The organism is Burkholderia theae, from assembly GCF_048565265.1.
Taxonomy (GTDB): Bacteria; Pseudomonadota; Gammaproteobacteria; order Burkholderiales; family Burkholderiaceae; genus Burkholderia; species Burkholderia theae.
This window is the reverse complement of the sequence record NZ_CP183462.1, coordinates 1,486,327-1,509,529: the sequence shown is the minus strand read 5'-3', so window position 1 is coordinate 1,509,529 and position 23,203 is coordinate 1,486,327. Positions and strand designations below refer to the sequence as shown.

At 65.4% G+C, this 23,203-nt stretch carries 25 protein-coding genes; 19 read left to right on the top strand and 6 right to left on the bottom strand.

The features are described 5' to 3' along the window. Nucleotides 1–349 precede the first annotated feature (349 nt). From glnH to ACN22W_RS24235, 9 genes are all read left to right on the top strand, one after another. Nucleotides 350–1,102 (top strand): glutamine ABC transporter substrate-binding protein GlnH, encoded by a 753-nt coding sequence (gene glnH, locus ACN22W_RS24275; protein WP_048246369.1) that lies wholly within the window; start codon nt 350–352, stop codon nt 1,100–1,102. Nucleotides 1,103–1,168: 66 nt separating this feature from the next. Next, nucleotides 1,169–1,825, top strand: coding sequence for a glutamine ABC transporter permease GlnP (glnP, locus tag ACN22W_RS24270; protein ID WP_193100816.1), 657 nt, complete (start codon nt 1,169–1,171; stop codon nt 1,823–1,825). Further along, nucleotides 1,822–2,550: a glutamine ABC transporter ATP-binding protein GlnQ gene (glnQ, locus tag ACN22W_RS24265; protein WP_048246371.1), complete on the top strand. Its 729-nt coding sequence runs from the start codon at nt 1,822–1,824 to the stop codon at nt 2,548–2,550. Before glnP ends, glnQ begins: the two co-directional genes overlap by 4 nt. A 20-nt stretch (nt 2,551–2,570) precedes the next feature. After that, the gene (locus ACN22W_RS24260) at nt 2,571–3,620 is read left to right on the top strand and encodes a C45 family autoproteolytic acyltransferase/hydolase (protein ID WP_419689701.1); all 1,050 of its coding nucleotides are present in this window, start codon (nt 2,571–2,573) and stop codon (nt 3,618–3,620) included. A gap of 15 nt (nt 3,621–3,635) precedes the next feature. After that, entirely contained in the window at nt 3,636–4,970 is a 1,335-nt protein-coding gene (locus ACN22W_RS24255) for an aspartate aminotransferase family protein (RefSeq protein ID WP_343495428.1), read from the top strand. A gap of 36 nt (nt 4,971–5,006) precedes the next feature. Further along, complete coding sequence (locus ACN22W_RS24250) at nt 5,007–5,561, top strand: carboxymuconolactone decarboxylase family protein (RefSeq protein WP_419689700.1); 555 nt, start codon at nt 5,007–5,009, stop codon at nt 5,559–5,561. A gap of 151 nt (nt 5,562–5,712) precedes the next feature. Beyond that, a complete protein-coding gene (locus tag ACN22W_RS24245; RefSeq protein ID WP_419689699.1) occupies nt 5,713–6,456 on the top strand; it encodes an extensin in 744 nt (247 codons plus the stop codon). A gap of 171 nt (nt 6,457–6,627) precedes the next feature. Next, nucleotides 6,628–6,873 carry an AbrB/MazE/SpoVT family DNA-binding domain-containing protein gene (locus ACN22W_RS24240; protein ID WP_343495423.1) on the top strand — a complete coding sequence of 82 codons (246 nt, stop codon included), beginning with the start codon at nt 6,628–6,630 and terminating at the stop codon, nt 6,871–6,873. Then, entirely contained in the window at nt 6,870–7,265 is a 396-nt protein-coding gene (locus tag ACN22W_RS24235; RefSeq protein ID WP_343495421.1) for a type II toxin-antitoxin system VapC family toxin, read from the top strand. The genes ACN22W_RS24240 and ACN22W_RS24235 overlap by 4 nt, the downstream gene beginning before the upstream one ends. A 10-nt stretch (nt 7,266–7,275) precedes the next feature. Here the strand turns inward: ACN22W_RS24235 and ACN22W_RS24230 are convergent, their stop codons facing one another. Beyond that, the gene (locus tag ACN22W_RS24230; RefSeq protein WP_419689698.1) at nt 7,276–8,538 is read right to left on the bottom strand and encodes a lipase family protein; all 1,263 of its coding nucleotides are present in this window, start codon (nt 8,536–8,538) and stop codon (nt 7,276–7,278) included. On the opposite strand from ACN22W_RS24230, the gene ACN22W_RS24225 reads away from it, so the two are divergent. Next, a complete protein-coding gene (locus tag ACN22W_RS24225; RefSeq protein WP_419689884.1) occupies nt 8,504–8,677 on the top strand; it encodes a hypothetical protein in 174 nt (57 codons plus the stop codon). The two genes, ACN22W_RS24230 and ACN22W_RS24225, sit on opposite strands and share 35 nt — an antisense overlap. On the opposite strand, the gene ACN22W_RS24220 is transcribed toward ACN22W_RS24225, so the two are convergent. Both ACN22W_RS24220 and ACN22W_RS24215 read right to left on the bottom strand, forming a co-directional pair. Further along, nucleotides 8,659–9,849 (bottom strand): M20 aminoacylase family protein, encoded by a 1,191-nt coding sequence (locus ACN22W_RS24220; RefSeq protein WP_419689697.1) that lies wholly within the window; start codon nt 9,847–9,849, stop codon nt 8,659–8,661. The genes ACN22W_RS24225 and ACN22W_RS24220 overlap by 19 nt on opposite strands. Nucleotides 9,850–9,875: 26 nt before the next feature. Further along, nucleotides 9,876–11,459, bottom strand: a complete 1,584-nt coding sequence (locus ACN22W_RS24215; RefSeq protein ID WP_419689696.1) for a YfcC family protein — start codon at nt 11,457–11,459, stop codon at nt 9,876–9,878. A 23-nt stretch (nt 11,460–11,482) separates the two neighbouring features. Between ACN22W_RS24215 and ACN22W_RS24210 the strand changes: the two genes are divergently transcribed. Beyond that, nucleotides 11,483–12,397 carry a LysR family transcriptional regulator gene (locus ACN22W_RS24210; RefSeq protein WP_419689695.1) on the top strand — a complete coding sequence of 305 codons (915 nt, stop codon included), beginning with the start codon at nt 11,483–11,485 and terminating at the stop codon, nt 12,395–12,397. A 60-nt stretch (nt 12,398–12,457) separates the two neighbouring features. Here the strand turns inward: ACN22W_RS24210 and ACN22W_RS24205 are convergent, their stop codons facing one another. Continuing rightward, a complete protein-coding gene (locus ACN22W_RS24205; RefSeq protein WP_419684184.1) occupies nt 12,458–13,678 on the bottom strand; it encodes an ISL3 family transposase in 1,221 nt (406 codons plus the stop codon). Nucleotides 13,679–14,133: 455 nt separating this feature from the next. After that, nucleotides 14,134–15,459, bottom strand: coding sequence for a substrate-binding domain-containing protein (locus tag ACN22W_RS24200; RefSeq protein ID WP_419689694.1), 1,326 nt, complete (start codon nt 15,457–15,459; stop codon nt 14,134–14,136). A 642-nt stretch (nt 15,460–16,101) separates the two neighbouring features. On the opposite strand from ACN22W_RS24200, the gene gspF reads away from it, so the two are divergent. Next, a complete protein-coding gene (gene gspF, locus ACN22W_RS24195) occupies nt 16,102–17,319 on the top strand; it encodes a type II secretion system inner membrane protein GspF (protein WP_419689693.1) in 1,218 nt (405 codons plus the stop codon). Between the two features lie 8 nt (nt 17,320–17,327). Here the strand turns inward: gspF and ACN22W_RS24190 are convergent, their stop codons facing one another. Next, nucleotides 17,328–17,774 carry a type II secretion system protein N gene (locus ACN22W_RS24190; RefSeq protein ID WP_419689692.1) on the bottom strand — a complete coding sequence of 149 codons (447 nt, stop codon included), beginning with the start codon at nt 17,772–17,774 and terminating at the stop codon, nt 17,328–17,330. Nucleotides 17,775–17,934: 160 nt separating this feature from the next. Here ACN22W_RS24190 and gspG point away from each other — a divergent pair, with 160 nt between their 5' ends. The 7 genes from gspG to ACN22W_RS24155 all read left to right on the top strand — a co-directional run bounded on the left by gspG (nt 17,935) and on the right by ACN22W_RS24155 (nt 23,150). Then, nucleotides 17,935–18,318, top strand: a complete 384-nt coding sequence (gspG, locus tag ACN22W_RS24185; RefSeq protein ID WP_233633210.1) for a type II secretion system major pseudopilin GspG — start codon at nt 17,935–17,937, stop codon at nt 18,316–18,318. Nucleotides 18,319–18,322: 4 nt separating this feature from the next. Then, nucleotides 18,323–18,826 (top strand): GspH/FimT family pseudopilin, encoded by a 504-nt coding sequence (locus ACN22W_RS24180; protein ID WP_419689691.1) that lies wholly within the window; start codon nt 18,323–18,325, stop codon nt 18,824–18,826. A 28-nt stretch (nt 18,827–18,854) separates the two neighbouring features. Beyond that, a complete protein-coding gene (gene gspL / locus ACN22W_RS24175; RefSeq protein ID WP_419689690.1) occupies nt 18,855–20,198 on the top strand; it encodes a type II secretion system protein GspL in 1,344 nt (447 codons plus the stop codon). Continuing rightward, nucleotides 20,162–20,674 carry a type II secretion system protein GspM gene (gene gspM / locus ACN22W_RS24170; RefSeq protein WP_419689689.1) on the top strand — a complete coding sequence of 171 codons (513 nt, stop codon included), beginning with the start codon at nt 20,162–20,164 and terminating at the stop codon, nt 20,672–20,674. Before gspL ends, gspM begins: the two co-directional genes overlap by 37 nt. 164 nt (nt 20,675–20,838) lie before the next feature. Further along, a complete protein-coding gene (locus ACN22W_RS24165) occupies nt 20,839–21,585 on the top strand; it encodes a secretin and TonB N-terminal domain-containing protein (RefSeq protein ID WP_193100222.1) in 747 nt (248 codons plus the stop codon). Between the two features lie 6 nt (nt 21,586–21,591). Then, nucleotides 21,592–22,143, top strand: coding sequence for an RNA polymerase sigma factor (locus ACN22W_RS24160; protein WP_419689688.1), 552 nt, complete (start codon nt 21,592–21,594; stop codon nt 22,141–22,143). An 11-nt stretch (nt 22,144–22,154) separates the two neighbouring features. After that, nucleotides 22,155–23,150, top strand: coding sequence for a FecR family protein (locus tag ACN22W_RS24155; protein WP_419689687.1), 996 nt, complete (start codon nt 22,155–22,157; stop codon nt 23,148–23,150). The last annotated feature ends 53 nt before the right edge of the window (nt 23,151–23,203 follow it).

Sequence of the window (23,203 nt, the reverse complement as noted above, 5' to 3'; positions counted from 1 at the left end):
ATGCGTTCGCGGTTGAACGGTCGTCATCCCGTCGCGCTTGCCGCACGGGATGGCCAACCTGCCGGCCCGCGCCCGGCACCACCATCCTCTTGCCGCGCGCCGCCATCCGCCTGCGCGGCGCTTCGCACCGCCCATCTCCCCGTTTCCTCCGATCGATCCGGCCCGAGCGGCTCGGGTTTGTCTCGATGCATTTTCCCGTTGCGCACTTTTTTGTTGTCGTAGTATCGCCATTGACAACACTTGTTGCACTAATGTTTAATTCGACATCGCATGTTGCGGTGCGGCTTGATGTCGTCGTTACCGCCGGCCGGCTGGCCGGTCACATCGCTCAATCATGCGGAGAGAAACCATGAGTCGCCGTTCCTTCCTGAAAGCCGTCGCGGTTGCTGCCGCGCTCGGCGCAAGCATCGCGCACGCGGACACCAAGACGCTCGTCGTCGGGACCGATACGTCGTTCATGCCGTTCGAGTTCAAGCAAGGCGACAAGTACGTCGGCTTCGATCTCGACCTGTGGGCCGAGATCGCGAAGGACCAGGGCTGGAAATACACGATCCAGCCGATGGATTTCGCGGGCCTGATCCCGGCGCTGCAGACGCAGAACATCGACGTCGCGCTGTCGGGGATGACGATCAAGGAGGAGCGGAAGAAGGCGATCGACTTCTCCGCGCCGTACTACGACAGCGGCCTCGCGGCGATGGTGCAGGTCGGCAACACGTCGATCAAGTCGATCGACGACCTGAACGGCAAGGTGATCGCCGCGAAGACGGGCACGGCGACGATCGACTGGATCAAGGCGCACCTGAAGCCGAAGGAGATCCGCCAGTTCCCGAACATCGACCAGGCTTACCTCGCGCTGGAAGCCGGCCGGGTCGACGCGGCGATGCACGACACGCCGAACGTGCTGTTCTTCGTGAACAACGAAGGCAAGGGCAAGGTGCAGGTCGCGGGCCAGCCGGTCAGCGGCGACAAGTACGGGATGGGTTTCCCGAAGGGCAGCCCGCTCGTGCCGAAGGTCAACGCGTCGCTCGTGAAGATCAAGGCCGACGGTCGTTACGCGCAGATCTACAAGAAGTGGTTCGGTGCCGAACCGCCGAAGATGTGAGCGTGACGCGGCAACAGCGCGCGGCCGTGCGGCCGCGCCGGTCTTGAATCGAACGGAGAGCGACAAGTGAATTTCGATTGGTCGGCGATCTGGGCGGCGTTGCCGGACCTGATGGACGGGGTCCGGTTGACGGTGTTCATCGCATTTTTCGGGCTGGCGGGCGGTTTCATCGTCGGGATGGTCGCGGGGATGTTCCGCGCATACGGACCGAAGGCGATGAACGTGCTCGTCCAGGTCTACATTGAATTGATCCGCGGCACGCCGATCGTCGTGCAGGTGATGTTCCTGTATTTCGCGTTGCCGTTGCTCGCGCACATCCGCATCGACGGCCTGACGGCCGCGATCATCGCGATCACGGTGAATTCCGGCGCGTATCTCGCGGAAGTCGTGCGTGGCGCGCTGCTGTCGATCCCGAAGGGGTTGACGGAAGCGGGGCTCGCGATGGGCTTGTCGATGCCGCGCGTGCTGCTGAAGGTGGTCGGGCCGCTGGCGTTCCGGCGGCTGATTCCGCCGCTCGGCAACCAGTGCATCGTGAGCCTGAAGGACACGTCGCTGTTCATCGTGATCGGCGTCGGCGAACTGACGCGCAAGGGGCAGGAAATCATCGCGGGCAATTTCCAGGCAGTCGAGATCTGGAGCGCGGTGGCTGTGATCTATTTGGTTCTTACCGGCGCGATGACGCTGACGCTTCGGCTCGTCGAAAAGAGGATGCGCATCCTATGAGCATGATCGAATTCCAGAACGTGTCGAAGAGCTTCGGCCACGTGCCGGTGCTGAAACATATCGACCTGAAGATCGACGCGGGCGAGGTCGTCGTCGTGATCGGCCCGTCGGGGTCGGGTAAATCGACGATGTTGCGCTGTATCAACGCGCTCGAGAAAATCACCGGCGGCGAGCTGCTCGTCGACGGCCAGAGCGTGCGTGGCAACGCGACGACGATCCGCAACATCCGGCTCGAAGCCGGCATGGTGTTCCAGCAATTCAACCTGTTTCCGCAAATGACCGCGCTCGAGAACGTGATGTTCGGGCCGACCCAGGTGCGCGGCGCGTCGCGTGCCGACGCACGCGACCAGGCGATGGCGCTGCTCGACAAGGTCGGCCTCGAATCGCGGGCGAATCATTACCCGTCCGAGCTGTCGGGCGGTCAGCAGCAGCGCGTCGCGATCGCGCGTGCGCTCGCGATCCGGCCGCGGCTGATGCTGTTCGACGAGCCGACGTCGGCGCTCGATCCGGAATTGCGCCACGAAGTGCTGAAAGTGATGCAGGATCTTGCTACCGAAGGGATGACGATGATCGTCGTCACGCACGAGATCGGCTTCGCGAAGCGGGTCGGCACGCGCCTGCTGTTCATGGATCAGGGCGGTATCGCCGAGGACGGTCATCCGGTCGACTTGATCGACCGGCCGCCGACGCCGCGCCTGAAGGAGTTCCTGAAACATGTGTCCTGAAAGAAACCGAACCATCTGACATGCCGCTTTCCCTTTCTCCCGTCATCGCCGGCGCGCCGTTCGACATCGGCGTGCGCCTCGGCGAGCTCGCCCGTCCCGTGTTCGATGCGTACATGCAGCAGAGCGGCGCGTGGCAGGCCGTGCGCCGCTGGCGCGGCCATCCGTTCGTCGATGCGCTGCGGCAGGCCGCGCTGGCCGCGTACCCCGATCTCGTCGCAGAACTCGACGGGATCGCGGCGGGCATCGGCTGGCCGGCCGAGGACATCTTTCTGTGGAACTGCCGCGGCGAGCTGATCCACAACGCGCCGGACGGCTGCACGACGCTGGCCGCGCGCGATGCGGACGGCACCCGCTGGATCGCGCACAACGAGGACGGCGATCCGTTCCTGCGCGAGCGCTGCCTGCTCGTCGACGTGCAGCCTGCGGGCAAACCGGGCTTCATCAGTTTCTATTACCCCGGCTCGCTGCCGGGGCATACCTTTGCCGCGAACCGCGCGGGCATCGCGCAGGCGATCAACAACCTGCGGATCCGGACGCCCGCGCCGGGCGTGCCGCGGATGATTCTCGCGCGCGCCGTGCTCGATGCGACGTCGCTCGACGCGGCAGCCGACGTGCTGCGCACGCATGCCCGCGCGAGCGGCTTCCACCATACGCTCGGCGCGACCGGCGATGCGCGGCTGCTCAGTATCGAAGCGAGCGCCGCGCGCTGCTCGGTCGTCGACGTGGCGCGGCTTGCCGGCCATGCGAACCATCTCGTGCACCCCGGTTGCGAAGCGGAAGCGCAGATCGTCACGCAATCGTCGGCCGACCGTCAGCGGCGCGTCGACGCGCTGACACCGGGCATCGACGCGGTCGACGAAGCCGCGCTGCTGCGCGTGCTCGGCGATCGCGCGCCGGAAGGGCTGCCGATCTATCGCGACGACCCGGCCGACCCCGACGACGAGAACACGCTGGCGACCGCGGTGTTCGCGATCGGCGCGGCGGCGATCGATTTCAGCATTCATCAACACGGCACGCAGCGCTTTGCGACGCGCATCGTGCCGTCCGGACGCGCACACGGCGCGTCCTGATCCATGAGGCAACGCATGACGACCGTATTTCATCGCGCCCCGCGCGCCACCTTGCCCGTCGCCGTCGCAGGCGACGGCATCGAGATCATCGACTCGACCGGCAAACGTTATATCGATGCATGCGGCGGCGCGGCCGTCTCGTGTCTCGGCCACAGCAACCAGCGCGTGATCGATGCGATCAAGCGCCAGGCGCAGCAACTGGCGTACGCGCATACGTCGTTCTTCACGACCGACGTGGCCGAGGAACTGGCCGACCGGCTCGTCGATGCCGCGCCGGCCGGCCTCGAACACGTGTATTTCGTGTCGGGCGGCTCCGAGGCGGTCGAGGCCGCGCTGAAGCTCGCGCGCCAGTATTTCGTCGAGAAGGGCGAGCCGCAGCGCCGCCATTTCATCGCGCGGCGCCAGAGCTATCACGGCAACACGCTCGGCGCGCTTGCGATCGGCGGCAACGCGTGGCGACGCGAGCCGTTCCTGCCGCTGCTGATCGAAGCGCATCACGTGAGCCCGTGTTATGCGTACCGCGACCAGTTGGCCGGGGAAACCGACGAAGCGTATGCGCAGCGTCTGGCGGATGAACTCGAGCAGAAGATCGTCGAGCTCGGCGCGGACAACGTCGCGGCGTTCGTCGCGGAAACGGTGGTGGGCGCAACGGTCGGCGCGGTGCCGCCGGTGCGCACGTACCTGAAGAAGATTCGCGCGGTGTGCGACAAGTACGGCGTGCTGCTGATCCTCGACGAGATCATGTCGGGGATGGGGCGCACGGGCTACCTGTACGCATGCGATGAAGACGGCGTCGCGCCCGACCTGCTGACGATCGCGAAAGGGCTCGGCGCGGGTTACCAGCCGATCGGCGCGACGCTCGTCAGCGACCGCATCTACCGGACGATCGTCGATGGCTCCGGCTTCTTCCAGCACGGTCACACGTACCTCGGCCACGCGACCGCGTGCGCGGCCGCGCTCGAAGTGCAGCGCGTGATCGCCGAAGAGAAACTGCTCGACAACGTGAAGGCGCGCGGCGAACAGCTGCGTGCATCGCTGCGCGAACACTACGGCGCGCATCCGCATATCGGCGACGTGCGCGGCCGCGGGCTGTTCGTCGGCGTCGAGCTCGTGCGCGATCGCGACACCAAGGCGACGTTCGACCCCGCATTGAAACTGCACGCGGCGGTCAAGCGCGAAGCGATGCAGCGCGGGTTGATGGTGTATCCGATGGGCGGGACGATCGACGGCGTGAACGGCGACCACATCCTGATCGCGCCGCCGTTCATCTGCACTGCGCAGCAGATCGATACGATCGTCGAGCGGCTGTCCGGCGCGATCGGTGCGGCGCTCGCGTCGGCCGGCGCGTGATGGCGTCGAGATACTGAACTTCACTGGATCATCGCCATGACGAACAGACTGCCCCCTTTCGATCCCGCGTCGGCCACCGATGCACAGAAGGCCGTGCTGGCCGACATTCTCAGCGGCCCGCGCGGCAACCTGAACGGGCCGTTTCTCGGCTGGATCGCAAGCCCCGAGCTGGCGCAGCACGCGCAGAAGCTCGGTGCGTTCTGCCGTTATCGCACGGGTCTGCCGCTGCGGCTGTCGGAACTCGCGATTCTGGTGACGGCCGCGCGCTGGCGCTCGCAGGCCGAGTGGCACATCCACCATCCGATCGCGCTCGATGCGGGCTTGCCGGCCGCGACGGCCGATGCGATCCGGCGCGGTGTTGAACCTGCATTCGAGTCGGACGACGATGCGCTGATCCATGCATTCGCGAGCGAGCTGTACGACACGCGGCGCGTCAGCGACGCGACGTTCGCACGCGCGGAAGCGCGCTTCGGCCATGAAACCGTCGTCAATCTCGTTGCGCTGCTCGGCTATTACGCGCTCGTCGCGATGACGCTGAACACGTTCGGCATGCGTGCGGACGGGCAGACCGATCTGCCGTTTCCGGAGTAAGCGCCGTGCATTGATCGTGCCGGAACGGCGAGCGCGATACGTCTGACGATCGCGCCGCCGGCATCAATGCAACCAAATGTATTCATGCGGGATCAACGGCCGATCGCCGCGTATGATGGCTTGTTCACGTCGCAATGATCGGTGAACAAGCATGACGAGTACCCGCAAGACCTTGATGATTGCCGGTGGGCTCCTGGTAGCCGCGGCCGGCTCCGCCTACGTGATGCTGCTGCGCGCGGACCACCGTGCGATCGAGGACTCAGGCATCGGCGATTCCGCCGCGCCGGTTGCCACGGCGCCCGCGAACAACGATCACGCGGTGCAGGGCGCCATCGCGCCGCCGGCACCGGCTGCCGCCGATACGGCGTCGAAACAGGCGGCTGTCCCGCCGCCTTCACCCGCACCGGCGCCTGCGCCGGCTGCACCCGCAACTGCGCGTGTGAGCGCCGCACCTGCATCTGTCCCCGCCATTCCGGTCGTCAGCGAGAAAGCACCGCCGCCGAAGGTCAACGTCGTGACGGTCGATGCGCAGGATTCGACCCCGCCAGCCGCACAATCTGCACAACCCGCACAGCCGGCCGCGCCGTCGCAGGTCACGCAACGTGCACCGCGCAAGCGCGATGGCCTCGAACGCCACGCGGCCGCAGCGCCTGCCGCAACGAAATCCGAAACGCCGGAGACGGCCGCGCTTGTCAGGCAATCGGCGAAGCTCGATCCGTCGTTGCCGCCGCCGCCGATGTCGTCGATGTCGGCAAGCAGCGGGTCGACTCGGCAGGGCGGTTCGTCGTCGGGCGCGAATCCGGTTGCTGCGGCGATGACCGAGCAACTGGTCCGGCAGTCGAGCAGTTTCAAGGCGTCGCCCTCGGCGAATGGCGATTCGACTGCGACCAAGTAAGCTGCGCGATTCGAGCGTGAATTTTTTGTGAAGATGATCGGGTATCGGGCATTTGGCTGACGTGCTCGTTGCCTGGCAGTCGCAAGTGGTTCGACCTGTTCGGCGGAGGCATACATTCTTGCGGTTTCCGATTCCTTACCTTAAAGTAAGGAAATCTGAGTCGGAGGCGCTATGGCATCGGCAACCGTGACATCGAAGGGGCAGGTCACCATACCCGTGGACGTGAGAACCCGCCTGGGTCTTGCGACCGGGGATCGAATCGAGTTCATTCTCAACGAAAAGACCGGGCGGTACGAAGTCGTCCCCGCCACGGGTTCGATTACCGCTCTCAAAGGCATCATTCGCAAGCCGGCAAAACCCGTTTCGATCGAGGACATGAATGCCGCGATCGCGGAGCGGGGAGCGTCTGCGCGATGATCGGGCTCGACACGAATGTGCTGGTGAGATATCTCGTGCAGGATGACCCGGTGCAGTCGAAGAAAGCGACCCGGCTGGTCGAATCACTGACTGCCGAGCACCCCGGCTATATCACGCAGGTTGCGTTGGTCGAGGTTGTTTGGGTGCTTGCGCGGGCCTACGGTTCGGATCGCGACGAGATCGCGCAGGTGATCGAGGCGCTATTGCGGACCAAGGAATTGGTCGTCGAAGCCGCGGAAACGGTCTGGAAGGCATTGCGCGTGTATTCCGGTTCGTCCGCGGATTTTTCTGATTGTCTGATCGAGCGGACGTGCCATGAGGCGCAATGCCAATACACGATGACGTTTGACGCGAAAGCGGCCAAGGTTGCAGGAATGCGACTCGTCGGTTGAAGGCAGTTCGCTATTCTTCTGCGCCTCGATGCGCCGACCAAGGTTTCGACGATAACGACGCGCAATTTCCATCGAGGCGTTCGCCCGCAAACGCGCGTGCGACGAATCGAGTGGAGTCGGGCAGCGAGCCGTTGACGGTTCCGGAGTGGTCGAGTGCCGGATAAAAATGCCACTCGATCCGGTCACCGGCCCGGCAGGCGTCAGTGGCGAGTGCGATCTGGTCCGGCACGAACACGTCGCGATCCTTGCCGCCTGTGCCGATGAAGATCGGGATATCCGACGTCAGCGCCGGATAGGCGGCTTCACGCTGGATCGCCTCGAATGCCGGTTTGGGCGAGCGCTTGAAGCTGCTGTCGTACGTGAGCCCGTCCGCGACGATCCTGTCTTCGAGCGCATGCAGGCAGGCGCGCCGGCTCAGTTCGAACGCCGGCATCGCCTTGTCGTTCAGGTAATCGGCGGGAACGAACGCGGGATCGAGCAGCGCCGCGGTACTGATGCGCAGCATGTCGTACGCGAAGGTCGGGACGACCGACTGGTGCGCATGTGCGCGCTCGGCATCGGCCGCGTGGACGTGAACGGCCGCATAGGGCGTGCCGGTTGCCACCTCGCCGGCGATCGCCAGTTCGGGCGCATACGACTTCGCGAAGACGGCCGTTGCAAACGCGGCGCGTGCGCCTTGCGATTGCCCGAACACGACGGCGCGGGACGTCAGGTCGAAGTCGCCGTGCTGCACCGCGCGGATGCTGTCGAGCACGCTGTACGCGAGCGGGCGCGTCAGTCCGTAGGGATGCACGCCGGGCGCACCGAGGCCCTGATAGTCGGTTGCGACGATCGCATAGCCGTGGGCGAGCCAGTCATTCAGATAGCGCGTGTCGCGTTCGCTGCGGCGCGCCAGCGACGGCGCACACACGCCGGCACTGCCGACGGTGCCGTGTGCCCACGCCATCGTCGGCCAGCCGCCTTGCGGTGGCGTTCCTTTCGGCAGAAACAGGGCGCCGGACACGACGATCGGCGTGCGGCCGTCGACGCCGTCGGTCGACGTGTAGAGGATCCGGATGTTCTTGCCGGCTTCGGCGAGGCTCTGCTCGGGTGTCAGCGGCTCGGAGCGCAGCAATTGTCCGGGTGTTGCCGGAACAGTGTCGGTCCACGCATAGAAGGCCGGAACGCCGGCGTCCCGCCCGACAGGGAGCGGTTCGGCGGCAAGTGCCCACGTGCCGACAGCGGCGCCGAGGGCCAGCATGACGAACGATCTGATTGGCGTGCCGAGCATCATCGGTGTTCTCTGGTTGACGGGCGGGTTCGACGAAGCCTACGCCCGATCGGGTTGGCCATGCAACGGCGCGTTGACGACGAGCCGCCGCGCGAGCGATGCAGCACGGCGGCCATCGATCGTTCAGGCGACGGGCAGATAACGTTCCACCAGCCTGGCCCAGAACGCGGAACCGACGACCAGGTTTTCGTCGTTGAAGTCGTAGGTCGCGCTATGCAGCGTGTTCCCGCCGTCGGTCGGGCCGTTGCCGATCCGCAGGAATGCGCCGGGGCACGCCTGCAGCATGTACGCGAAGTCCTCGCTGCCCATCAACGGCGCCATCTGTTCCGTCACGCGCGCCTCGCCAACCAGCTCCTTCGCGACTTCGATCGCAAGCTCGGTTTCGGCATCGGCGTTCGTCACGACCGGGTAGCCTTCCACATAATCGACGACGGCCCGGAGGCCGTAACTGTCGGCCTGCGCATGCACGAGCGTGGTGATTCTTTCCTTCAGCATCCGGCGGACATCCGCATCGAACGACCGGACGCTGAGGCTCAATTCGACTTCGCCCGGAATCACGTTAGGAGCCGATCCGCCGGCGATCTTGCCGATGGTCACGACCGCGGACTGCGTCGGATCGACGTTGCGCGACACGATGGTCTGCAAGGCCATCACGATGCTGCCGGCCGCGACGATCGGGTCGTTGGCCAGGTGCGGGCGGGCGGCGTGCCCGCCCTTGCCGATGATCTTCACGAAGACCCGGTCGCCCGCGGCCATGAAATGCCCCTTGCGGAACATGAACGTGCCGGCCGGCGCGCCCGGATGGTTGTGCATGGCGAACACCGCGTCGCACGGAAACCGCGTGAAGAGCCCTTGCTCGACCATGCGCTTGGCCCCGCTGTCGAAGCCGCGTTCCTCGGCCGGCTGGAAGATCAGATGCACGGTGCCGTCGAATCGCCCGCGTTGTGCGAGGTGCCGGGCCGCGCCGAGCAACATCGCGGTATGGCCGTCATGGCCGCATGCATGCATCCGTCCCGGGTGGAGGCTCTTGTGACCGAAGGTATTGCGTTCGTCGATCGGCAGCGCATCCATGTCGGCGCGGATCCCGATACGACGTTCGCTCGAACCCGATCGCAGCGTACCGACCACGCCGGTGCCGGCAATGCCCGTCGCGACCGTGTAGCCATATTCCTGCAGGCGGCTTGCGACGATTTCCGCGGTCTGCACCTCCTCGAATGCCAGTTCGGGGCAGCAATGCAGCGTATAGCGGAGCTTGCGCATGTCGTCGGCAAGCGGCTGCAGATCGGAGAGGGAGCTGAGGTCGGGTAATAGCATGTGCGGTCCAGGAAAAATGCGGCTGACTAGAAGGGGCCCCAATGCATCGCGACGCCGGTCGCAATGGCGGCGATGCAGATGGCGAACCACGCAACCAGCAGCGGCATGACGAAACGCACCCACTTGAAGTAGGGGATGCCGGACGTTGCGAGGACAGCCATCAGGACACCGGAAGTCGGGTTGAAGCAGTTGATGAAGCCTTCGCCGAGCAGCACGGCCTGCACCGTGACCTGTCGGGTCAGGTGCAGCGTGTCGCCAAGCGGCGCGAAGATCGGCACGAGCACCGCCGATTCGCCGGACCCGGACGAGATGCCGACATGGATCAGCGCGGCGCTCAGGAACATGCAGATCGCGGCCAGTGTGGCATCCAGCGGTGCGAGCATGCCGGCGAGCGTGTTGACGATCGGGTCCATGATTCTGCCGTCGCCGAGCACGATCGAGATGGCCCGCGCCATGCCGACCACGAGCGCGCCCTTGACGAGCCCGCCGCAGCCGTGGAGAAACGTGTCCGCGATCGCGCCCGGGCGCATGCCGCTCACGATCCCGGCGGCGATCGCCATGACGAGAAACATCGCGATCATTTCGATCTCGGCCCAATTGCGCGTCGACGAACCGTAGACGAAAACCGCCAGGCAAACGAGCACGATGCCGACGACGGCGAGTTGCCGCGCGTCGAACCGTTGCGCGGACGACGTCGGCCGGGTGCGGGCCGCACGGGTCGTCGAGTCGGGAACCGTTGCGTCGTTCACTCCACCGGCGCGGATTCGTGCGACGAGGAAAATAACGGTGGCCGCCAGAAACGCGACATAGAGGCACACCCGGAACGTCATGCCGGAAAACATCGGCAGGCCGGCCAGGCGTTGCGACAGACCGGTCGTTACAGGATTGAGGATGCCCGTGTTGAAGCCGGCATACGTGCCCAGATAGATCATGCCGGCGCCGATTTCTTTCGGCAGTTGCATCGACTCCGCGAGCAACAGTCCGAGCGGGACGAACGCGACGACCGAATTCGTCACCACGCCGAGTGTGCCGAGCAGCGAAAAAATGCAGCAAATGACGACGGCGGCGACGTGCGATCGCGTGCGCTCGCCCGGTGCGACCAGCGCAAGTGCGCTGCGCACGGCGCCCGTCGATTCGAGTACGGCCAGTGCGCCGCCGGTAAACAGGATCAGAAAGATGATGGGCGCGGACGTGGTCATTCCCTTGGCCAGCGCGACGAACATTTCGCCCGGCATCACGCCGTGGCGGGCAACCGGTGTCAGGCTGTTCGGAATGACGAAGCTGACGCCGTTGCTGACCGTTTGCGCAAATTCGCCGGACGGCACGATCCAGGTCGCGATGGCGGCCGCCACCAGCATGACGAACAGCAGCACATAGGGGCTGATCGGCTCCTTGCCGCCGCGCGCGCGGACGGGTTGGCGCGGTTGCCCCGTGCCGTCGACTGACTGGCTGACGTCGTTCATGTTGCTCCTCCGTAGATGGGCTCGGGTGGTCAGCCACCCTGTTTTCGGTCCGGCGCGGGCTGTCTGTTTGTCCGGGCCGGCTCCGGGGCGGAGTATCGGCGAAATCCCGTCTGGAAAGTTGCATCCGTCGCTGCGAGAATGTTGCATTGAAGGCAACACTGGAGCACCCATTGGATACGGTCGAACGGAGTCTTTCGGAGCGCACGCTGCACTATCTGGTCGCGATCGCAACGTACGGCGGAATGCGCCAGGCGGCGGTCGGTCTGGACGTGAACGTGTCGACGATCAGCCGGCAGGTTGCCGTTGCCGAGCGCGAGCTCAGGTTGTCGCTGGTCACCCGTCGCGGGCGAAAAATGGAGTTGACGGAAGCGGGGCAGATGGCGGTCGATTATTTTCGCGACTGCGAACGCAACGCCCGCCGGTTTCGTGCGCAGCTCGACGAATATCGCGGCCTCAAACGGGGGCAGGTCACGATCGCCGCCGGCGAAGGGGCGGTAGCGAGCCTGGTCTCGATGGTCCTCAAGCCTTTCCTGGAAAAATATCCGGGTATCACCGTGGAGTTGCGCAGCGGTTCGCTTCCGCAGCTGTTGTCGATGACCCGGGAGGATCAGGTCGATATCTGTGTATCGATCGGTGCGACGACGGATCCGACCTTGAACGCGCGCCTGTTCCAGAGCGAGCCCATCTGCGCGATCTTCTCGGTCGATCATCCGATGGCGTCGCGCAAATCCGTGAAGATGGAAGCGCTCGTCAACGAGCGCGTGGTCTTCATGCCCGCCGAGTTCGGGCTGCAGGCCCATGTCGATGCGATCCTCGCCGATATCGGGCGCATCGTCGTGCCTGCATTCCGCTGCGACCGGTTTTCGACGGCAGTCGCGATTGCCGCGCAGAATCTCGCCGTCGCGTTCATGACGCGCGGGGCGGCGCAGGAGCGGATCGCGGCCGGGCAGGTCGTCGCGGTGCCGCTCGATCATCCGATCGCACGCTCGTTCGATCGTTATGTGGTCACGCGTGCGGGGCGGCGGCTCGGTCCGGCCGCGAACTATCTGCGGCGGGAAATCGTCAGGTTGATGTCGACCGTGTAGCGACGAAGGGGGCTTCGACCTGCGTTCCGCCACCACGCGACGCAGATGCAAAAAAAAGGTTCATCGCGGAATTCCGGGGAACGCGGCGCGGATCTTGAGGAAGAAGTATTCCTCGTCGCGGTACCCGTAAGCCCTGCGCTTGATGACCTTGATAGTGTTGTTGATGCCTTCAACAACGCTGGTATTGAGCGGATGGCGGCAGCGAGTCACGATTCCATGCCAATACCCCTGCAAGCGCTGGGCGAACTTTTGCAGGGCGGCAATCCCGCTTTGCTGGGCCTGTTCGAACCATTGCCCCCAGGCTTTTTCCGCCCAGGCTGGCTTTCGGTAGAACCAGAGCCGCTTGAGTTCGTCGCGCAGCACATAGACGCATAGCAGCGATTGATTGGCGGCCAGCAGTTCCTTCAGGTGTACCGCCTGTTCTGGTTTCAAGTTATGGCGGTTGCGCAGCAACAGCCAGCGGCTGGACTTCAGAACCTTCCGCGCTGGTTTGTCATCTCGCAGTTGGTTGGCCTGATCCACCCGAACTCGGTCGATCACTTCGCGCCCGTACTTGGCCACGACGTGGTACAGATCGAAGACGATTTCCGCCTGCGGGCACTGTTCCTTGATCTCCAGCTCGTAGGCCGTGGTCATGTCGATCGCAACTGCTTCGATACGCTCGGCCACGCCTTCAGGGAGTTGTTCGAAGAAGGCTCGCGCCGTTTCGCGCGAACGTCCTGGCCCGACCCAGAGCACCTGCCGGCCGATCGGATCAACCACCACCGTGGCGTAGCGATGGCCTTTGTGCAGCGCGAACTCGTCCATCGCCAGATAGCGGATCGTCGACCAGTCCGGCTCGGCCACGCGTGCTCGCAGGCGCATCTTGTCGATCGATTTGACCGTGTGCCAGCCCAGATCGTAGAAGCCCGCCACCGCTTGTACGCTGGCCGCTTGCAGCAACTTCTCGCAAGCCTTGGCGAACCGCTCCGTCACTCGCTGGTAGCGGCCCAGCCACGCCAGCTTCTCCAGTCGCGGGCCGCCGCAGTGTTCGCACCAGACCCGGCGACGGGGAACGTGCAGCACCACCCGATATTCGAACAGCGGCAGATCGCGCACTCGACGAACCACCGTCTCATGGATTTGCTGGCAGCGTGCACCGCATTGCTCGCAGTACATGACCTTGCTGACCGGCCTCAGATATAGCGACAGCGTGCGCTCTTCTCCTTGCGGCCATTCCACCCGTTCCAACCGATAGCCGGTCCAGCAGCCCAGCGCCTGAAGTGCCTTTCGATCGAGCAATTGCTTCCTCCGACATCCTTAAAATCATGTGTCAGATTATGCAATCGCTCGAAAACGCTCCACGGTTTCCTGCGATGAACCATTTTTTTAACCATTGCCCGGGACGTGCGTGGTTTGTCTGTCCAATGGCTTGTCGATACAGCCGGATTCCTTTCCCGCTGGCGCAGGTCTGCATACCCGGAAAATCCCGACCAGAGACTGTCCGGAATCGAACGGCTTGACGTGCAACTTGATGCCCGCGTTACTCGGTTACTCGGTTACGCGGGCCAGGGCAGTCGGGCCGGCGAACCGGAGGGCGCGGAAGGGGGATCTGCCTGGGGCGGTGCGAAGGGCCGGTTCGTCGAGTGGCCTCTCGTCGAGAGCGTTGTATCGCAATGGTGCCCGTGCATGAAAAAACCCGCCTCGAATGCTCGAGGCGGGTTCAACAGGACGCGTTGAATCAGTAACGATCCGGATTAACGACCGGTATACAGCACGCCACAGATCCCTGCGTCGCCGATGTCCAGGTTGTTCCCGCTCGAGTTGCTCAGGAAGTTCGCGGAGATGGCGCTCTGGAAGCCCGACGGCACGGTGTCGAAGCCGTTGCCATGAACGACCGACGCGTAGCTGGAGTTCGTGTAGTGGTTGTTCAGGAAGTCGTGAACCGCCGTTGCGGCAGCGCCGTTGGCATAGCACTGGCTCAGGATGATCTGGCTCGTGCCGGAAACCGGATAGCCGGCAGACGGGTTGGCCAGAGCGTTGTACGCTGCGCCGGAAACCGGGACCCATGCATTCGGATCGGCAGGGTTGGACGGTGCGGAGATCGTACCCAGTGCCGTCGTCGCATTCGCATAAGTCGGCGCGTAGTACGTGCTGTTCGACGAGTTGTACAGGCTGGCGATCGGAAGCTGCAGCGCGCCCGACGACGTCACGACCGCGCTTTGCGACGCGAGGAACGTGTTCGTGTAGTCCGGGCTCAGGTACGCGACGGCAGCCGTACCGGCCGACGACAGCGACGCGAGCGAGCCGCGGACGCCGCCGCTACCCGACGCACCGATGAAGTTCGACGGCACGCCCGACGGGAAGGCGGTCGTGTTCGCGAACGTCAGCGAGTCGACGAACGTCACACCGGCCTTCGTGTTGGCCGACGTACAAACCGCAGCCAGGTGGCGGGTCAGCAGTTCGGTCGTGCCGCTGCCGTCCGCGCGATAGACGACCTTGATCGGGGCGGTCGACGCATACGCCGAGTTGGTTTCCGGGTTGGTCACTTGATTCCAGCTCGTGAGTGCGCCCGAGAAGATGCCGCACAGATCGTTGTCATTCAGCGCGATGCTGTGCGCTTGACCCGGCGTCGTTTGCGGCGTCGTCGAGCTCGTCACGGCCGGGCCGTTGACGACCGGCACCGTGATGGCCGTCACGATATACGGAATCTGGATCAGCGGGCCGCTGTTCGAGCCGACCGTACCGGAGTTGTACGCCGTGACCTGAGCGGGCGTCAGCGCGGCATCGCTGTTGGCGAAGTGAACCGTGCCCGAGACACCCGCGCCGAAGAACGTCGGCTGGTTGTTCAGGAATGCGTTCTGGCCGGCACCCGAGCCGACCGAGTAGTACGTGAACGTGCCTTCGGACGTGCCGAACAGGCCGATTTCGCTGTTGGCGTTGCTGACCGAGCCGATCGTCGGAGCGACGAGCGACGAGCCGCCGCCTTGAATCACCGGGCCTGCGGCCATCGCGAGCGATGCGCCCATGCCCGAAACGACGAGAGCCAGGACCTGACAGATCTTGCGCTTGCTGGATTTCATGAGAAATTTCCTTGGACGAAGATAAACGGGAACCCCTGCAACAGCGGTTGGAATACTTGTGAACCGCCGGGTAAATGTAGGGGGAAATCCGTATGACGCGTGTGAATTTTTAATAACGAATGGTACGTAACATTTTTATTGATATCGGGAGCGCGTTATCCGGATTGACGGCGCATTAATTCGAGACCGATTCATGGGGATCTCGATTCCCAGATGTTGGGAATGTGGCCGTGCACCAGGACGAAGCCTTGTATTGCCGGGCTGTTGGTGCGCAGAACAGCGCTATCGCAACATCAAGTCAGTTTCGTGGCGAATGCTACGGAACATTTCTTCCAGAAACGAATGGGTGATCCGGTTGAGATATTCCTGAAATTGACCGGATGGTTTTGATAAGCGAGCATCGATTTATGATTGCGAGATGGTTAATGCTTGAATAATTGATGGTGTCGCTCAAGATGAAATCGTTTCCCCGATATAAGAATAACGACCAAAAGTAATAAGACCCGAAAAGAACAAAAAAGGTAGCCCAACATCCGTCACAAATTTGCGCCGGTTCGCTCCTTAGTCTTCCCCGGCGACTCCGTCGGGCGCGTTGCGCGACGTCGTCGGAACAAGTCCTATGCGTGACACGAGGGCACAGACATGTCGGCATTCCGCTACGAAGCGATCGATCCCACCGGCCGTACGCTGAAAGGCGTGCTCGAAGCCGACAGCGCGCGCGCCGGGCGCAGCCATTTGCGCACGCAGGGGCTCACACCGCTCGTCGTCGAGCTGGCCGCGCAACGCCTGCATGGCGCGCGCCAACAACGTCTGTCGTTCGGCCGCAAACTGTCGCAGCGCGAGCAGGCGATCCTCACGCGCCAGCTCGCGAGCCTGCTGGTCGCGGGGCTGCCGCTCGACGAAGCGCTGTCGGTGCTGAGCGAGCAGGCCGAGCGCGAATACCTGCGCGAGCTGATGGCGTCGATCCGCGCGGAAGTCGTCGGCGGCCATTCGTTCGCGAATGCGCTCGGCCAGCATCCGCGCGATTTTCCGGAAATCTACCGCGCGCTCGTCGCGGCCGGCGAGCATACGGGCAAGCTCGGCATCGTGCTGTCGCGTCTCGCGGACTACATCGAGCAGAGCAACGCGCTGAAGCAGAAGATCCTGCTCGCGTTCACGTATCCGGGCATCGTCACGCTGATCGCGTTCGGCATCGTCACGTTCCTGTTGAGCTACGTGGTGCCGCAGGTGGCGAACGTGTTCACCAGCACGAAGCAGCAGTTGCCGACGCTGACGGTGGTCATGATGGCGCTGTCCGATTTCGTGCGGCACTGGTGGTGGGCGTCCTTCCTGGCGACGATCGCGATCGTGTTCGCGATCCGCAAGGTGCTGTCGCGGGAAGGGCCGCGCCTCAGGTTCGATCACTGGCTGCTGACCGCGCCGCTCGCGGGCAAGCTCGTGCGCGGCTACAACACGGTGCGCTTTGCGAGCACGCTCGGCATCCTGACCGCGGCCGGCGTGCCGATCCTGCGCGCGTTGCAGGCGGCCGGCGAGACGCTGTCGAACCGCGCAATGAGCGCGAACGTCGACGATGCGATCGTGCGCGTTCGCGAAGGCTCGGCGCTGTCGCGCGCGCTGGCCCACACGAAGACGTTCCCGCCGGTGCTCGTGCACCTGATCCGCTCGGGCGAGGCGACCGGCGACGTGACGACGATGCTCGACCGCGCGTCAGAAGGTGAATCGCGCGAGCTCGAACGCCGCACGATGTTCCTGACGAGCCTGCTCGAACCGCTGCTGATCCTGGCAATGGGCGGCGTGGTGCTCGTGATCGTCCTCGCGGTGATGATGCCGATCATCGAGCTGAACAACATGGTGCAGTGACGCGCGGCTCAGCGCACGAACGCGTTTGCCTTCTGTACGGCGGGCAGCGCGATCTCGCGTTGCAGGCCGTTGCGGTCGACGACGATCGAGCGCGCGCGCACTTCGGCGAGCTTCGTGGCTTCGCCGATCGCCGAGCCGATGCGCACGACGCGCGCCGCTTCGCCGCCGACGCTGACGATCGCGGCCGCACGTCGTGCGTCGAACGCGAGCACGCCGAGCAACTGGATTGCGTCGCGGCCGTCGTCGGGTTTGGCGCCGAAAAGCTGCGCGCTGGCCGTGACATCGAACGGCGCGGGCGGCGCGGTGCGGGCGGGTGCCGGCGCATCGGGTGCATTCAGCAGGCGCGCGGCCCATATCGACACGGCGACGAGCGCGGTGCCGGCGACAAGGGTCGCGACGAGCGGCAGGAGGTCGACGCGGGACGGAACGGTGCGGAGCAGGGCGAGCGGTTTCATGGCGACGGATCGGTTCGATGAACAGGGAACGGTTTCCATTCTTTGACGCAAGGGTGAATGCATGATGACGACGCACGACGCAGCGCGAACATCGCACGCAAGACCGGCGCATGAACTTGCGCGCCGTCGTACGCAACGCGGCTTCACGCTGATCGAGATCATGGTGGTCGTCGCGATCCTCGGGATTCTCGCGGCACTGATCGTGCCGAAGATCATGAGCCGCCCCGACGAGGCACGGCGCATCGCCGCGAAGCAGGACATCGGCACGATGATGCAGTCGCTGAACCTGTATCGCCTCGACAACGGCCGTTATCCGTCGCAGGAGCAGGGGCTCGCTGCGCTGATCCAGAAACCGACCACCGATCCGGTGCCGAACAACTGGAAGGACGGCGGTTATCTGGAGCGGTTGCCGAAGGATCCGTGGGGCAACGCGTATCAATACCTGAATCCGGGCGCGCACGGCGCGATCGACGTGTTCAGCTACGGCGCGGACGGCAAGCCGGGCGGCGAGGGGAACGATGCGGACATCGGCTCGTGGCAATAACGGCATGACGATCGCGCACGTCAGGAAACGTCGCCCGCTCGCAACGCGTCGCGCGGCGGGCTTCACGCTGCTGGAGATGCTCGTCGTGCTCGTGATCGTCGGGTTGCTGGTCGCGGTCGTGACGCTCGCGCCATCGCGCAATCGCCGCACGGATCTGGCCGAGGAAGCGCAGCGGCTCGCGAACCTGCTCGAATCGGCCGGTGACGAAGCGCAAGTGCGCTCGATGCCGATCGCGTGGCAACCGGTGGGCGGCGGCTACCGGTTCGTGCAGCGCACGGAAAGCGGCACGTGGGCGCCGATGACGGACGACCTGTATCGCGCGCGCCGCTGGGGCACCGAGGTGACGGGTGTGTCGGTGCGTTATACGGGCGGCGGTGAAACGCCGTCGCGTATCGTGCTCGGCAGCGAAAGCATCGACGTGCCGGTGACGATCACGCTGTGGTCGGGCGACGTGCGGATGGCCGTGGTCGGCACGGGCATCGGCAACTTTGTCGTCCGTCGGCCATGAGCGGCGCGCACGGCGCCCGGGAGACGCGATGTCGAGCCTGATCGTGCTGCTGCCGTCGATCGGCACGTTCGATGCGGAAAACTGGCAAGCAGTCGCGATGCCGTACGCGCTGTTCGACCGGCGCGGCCAGCTCGTCCGTGCGGGACGTGTGCATCGCGATGCGTGGCCGAAGGCCGCGTCGACGGTACTCGTGCTTGCCGCGCGCGATACGTTGCTCGTCGACGTGACCCTGCCGCCCGTGACGGGCACGAAGCTGCGGCGCGTGCTGCCGCATGCGGTCGAGGAATACCTGATTGGCGATGCGCAGCAGAGTCACGTCGCCGTCGGCCCGACTGCGAGCGGCGACGCGGCGCGATCCGTGGCGGTTGTCGATCGCAAGCGGTTCGGCGACGTGATCGACTGGTTCGGCACGGCCGGCCATCGGCGCGTGCGCGCGGTGCCGTTGATTCGTTGCATGGCGATGGGCGGTGGCGAGCGAGCAGATGGCGACGAACACAGCGAAGCGATGCCAACCGCGGGCAGCGAAGCCGATGTGTTGATCGTGAGTCCGCCCGTACCGAGCGAAGTCGTTGAAGAATCGGAATCCGACCCGCCACGGCTCGAACTGGCCGTCCAGCGCGGAACGTCCGGGTTCGGCCTTGAAACGCGCGCGTCGGCGCTGGACGCAACGATTGCCGAGTTGTCGAAACACGAATCCGTCCGGGTACATGTGCTGGTTGTCGACGCTCACGACGATGTCGAAAGCGACGCTGCCACCGCGTCGGACATGCTCGAACGAAGAGCCGGACATTCGGAGATGCTGCCCGTCGCACGCACATTGCCGTGGGAAGAGCTTGCACGCGGCGCGCTCGACTGCAGGTTCGACCTGTGCCAGTTCGAATTCGCACGCAACACGCGCGCCGACCGTGGCGGATGGCGTCGCTGGCGCGTGCCCGCCGGTCTGGCGATCGCGTCGGCCGTCGTCGCGATCGCGACGATCAACGTGCAGTGGTTCCAGCTGCGTCATCGCCAGGATGCGTTGAATGCGCAACTGACCGCCCGCGTGAAAGCGGCGTTCCCCGACACGACGGTGATGCTCGATCCGCCGATGCAAATGCGGACCGGGCTCGAACGCCTGCGCACCGCGGCCGGCGAGCTGCGGGCGAACGATTACCTGGTGCTGTCGGCATCGTTGTCGCGTGCGCTTGGCCCGATCCCGTCCGATGCGATCGCGACGCTCGACTATCGCGACGGCGCGCTGGCTGTCGCATTCCGTCCCGGTACCGCCGTCGACGGCGACGGATTCCGCCAGCGCCTGCAGGCGCTGGGCGTGACGGCCAACGAGGAGGATGCGAAATGGATGCTCGGCTCCACGCGGCCCGCGCCGCGTTGACGCAGTGGCTCGACGGCCGTTCGCCGCGCGAGCGCGTGCTGCTGGCGGGCGGCGGCGCGCTGTTGTTCGCGGCACTGGTCTACAACGTGATGTGGGAGCCCGCATACACGGGCCGCACCCGGATCGCGGCAAACCTGCCTGCGTTGCAGATGCAGGTGGCCGAAGCCGGCGGCCAACTCGCGGAGGCGCGACGGCTGCGTGCGGCCGTCGCGATCCGGCCGCCTGCCGGTGCTGCGCTGCGGGATGCACTTGCCGCGTCGCTCGTGCAGGCCGGCATCACGAAGGCGCAAGTCGCGGTGCTGGGCGAAGGCATCCAGGTGGACGCAAAGGGCGTGTCGTTTGCCGCATGGATGGACTGGCTCGATCGCATGCGCCACACGCACCACGTTCGTGTCGTGAGCGCTCACGCGAGCGCGGACGACAAGCCCGGCGTGACGTCCGTTTCGGCGCTGCTGCAGCCGCAAACGGCTCGCTGAATGCGTGCTTCGCGAAAGCAGGGAAAGTATTGAGTCGCTTCGCTGCACGGTTCACCTGACTGTCATAGTGCCCGCTCACAATCTGTCGTTCGTTTGCCACGGAACCGCTCACGGGGGTGCGCGTTTCGCCGGCAACGTGCAACTCCACTTCCGTCCAGGGATTCATGACTCGTTCACGGGCGCCGACCGGTGTCCTGGCGCTCGTTGCGTGGCTCGCGTTCGTCGTGCTGTGCATGCGCGGCGTGCAGGCACAGGAGACCGGTTCCATCGGCCGCCAGCCGGGCAGCGTGGTGCGTTTCGATCTGCCGGCGCAGCCGCTCGCGAAGACCTTGCAGGACTTCGCGCGGATCACCGAGCTGATCGTGCTGGCGCCGGCGCCGCTGCTCGACGGGCGCACGAGTGCGCCGGTCCAGGGCGAATTCGCGCCGCGCGACGCGCTCGAGCGGATGCTGGCCGGAACGGGGTTGCGTGCGGAATTCTCGCGTCCGGACGAAGCGATCATCGTCGCGCAGCCGGCCGCCGAGATGGCGCCCGCCACGGCTGACACGCCGGCGGATGCGGCCTTGCCGATCGACGGGATCGGCGATTCCGGAGATCGGCGCGCGTTCGCGGGCCTGCTGCAGGCGCATCTGATCGATGCGTTGTGCGCGCAGCCGGCGGCCGTGCCGGGCAGCTATCGACTCGTCGCGCAGGTGCGCATCGACAACAGGGGGGCGGTGGTGGCGGTCAACATGGTGGCATCGAGCGGCTCGGCCGCCCGCGACGCGGCGGTGATGCGCGCGCTGCGTGCGTTGAAGCTGGACGATGCGCCGCCGGCAGACCTGCCGCAGCCGGTCACGATCCTGCTGCGACCGGCCGGCAACGGCGTGCATTTCCGTTGTCCGGCGCCGCAGCCGGCCGTTCGGGGCTAGGCCGCCATGTCCGACAGCAACCGCACCGGGCTCAGGAAGCTGCTGGCGACGCGCTATGCGTACCTCGTCAGGCGCCTCGAGCGTGTGACGGGGTCGAAGGACGGCGCCACCGACGCGCTGCACGAAACCTGGCTGCGCCTCGAGAACGCGAACGTCTCCACGCAGGTGACGAATGCGGACGCTTATATACTCGGGATGGCGAACAATGTCGCGATCGACCAGCATCGCCGCGAACGGCGCCATCTGCACGACGACGATGTCGAGACGCTGCTCGAGATGCCCGACGAGCTGGCCGACCCCGAGCGCATCGTCGCGGCGCGCCGCAAGGTCGAAACGCTGAAGGACGTGCTGCGCGGCCTGCCGCCGCGGCGCCGCGCGATCCTGCTGGCCGCCCGCGTGGACGGTCTGCTGAACCGCGAGATCGCCGAGCATTTCGGCATTTCGCTGCGGTTGGTCGAAAGCGAGCTGAGCGCGGCAATGAAGTACTGCCTGCAGCGCATGCAGGAAGAAGACGGTGATTCTTACACGGGTGCGCGAGGCGGCCCGCGTAAATTTTGAGCATCCGGACGATGACGAAAGCCCAGGCCGAACCTGCCCACGACGAACTCGACGAAGCGAGTGCGTGGCTGTTGCGTCTGCGCTCGGGGGACGCGAGCCAGGCCGAAGCCGACGCGTTCGAGCGCTGGTGCGCCGATCGTCCGCAAGCCGCCGATCTGCTGCGCGACACCTGGAGCTCGCTGCGCACGGCTGCGACCGAACTCGCGCACGAGGAACGCGCGGCCGCTGCCTGGGCAAACGTTGCAAAGCGCGAGCGCACGATGCGTACCGGGCGGCGCGCGTTCATCGGTTTCGCGGTCGCGGCCGGCGGGTCGTGGCTCGCGCTGCGCCCGCCGATGCAGTTGTGGCCGTCGCTCGGCGACCTCGCGGCCGATTACCACACGGGCACCGGCGAGCAGCGCAGCGTCGCGCTGTCGTCGCGCGTGACGGTGGAACTGAATACGCAGACGCGTCTCGACGTGTTGGCCGCGAGCGATGCCGCGCACGGCGTCGAAGTCGTCGCGGGCGAAGCGGAGATCGACGCGGCCGCCCCGCCGGCCGACCGCGCGACGCCGATCCAGCCCGTCACCGTGGTTGCGGGCGGCGGCCGCATGCAGGCAAGCGTCGCGCGCTTCAACGTGCGGCGCACGGGTTCGCAGGTGTGCGTGACCTGCCTGTCCGGCACGGTCGCGCTCGAGCATCCGCGCGGCGCGCGCACGCTGAAGGCCGAGGATCAAGTCGTCTACGACGACCGCGGCGTGCAGCCGGTGGCGCGGATCGATCCGGGCGCGGTCAGCGCATGGCGGCGCGGCATGCTGGTGTTCAACGGCGTGCCGCTTGCTGATGTGGTCGACGAGATCAACCGCTATCGGCGCGGCAAGGTAATCCTGCGCAGCGCGTCGCTCGGCACGAACCGGATGCAGGCGCAGTTCCCGATCACGCGGCTCGACGACGTGATCGACATGGTCGGCCGCCTGTATGGCGCGCACATCACGCGCCTGCCCGGCAATATCGTGCTGCTGAGCTGACCGGCTTCCCGCGCTTAACTTCCCCGTCTTCCTTCCGTCGGCGATTCATTCGC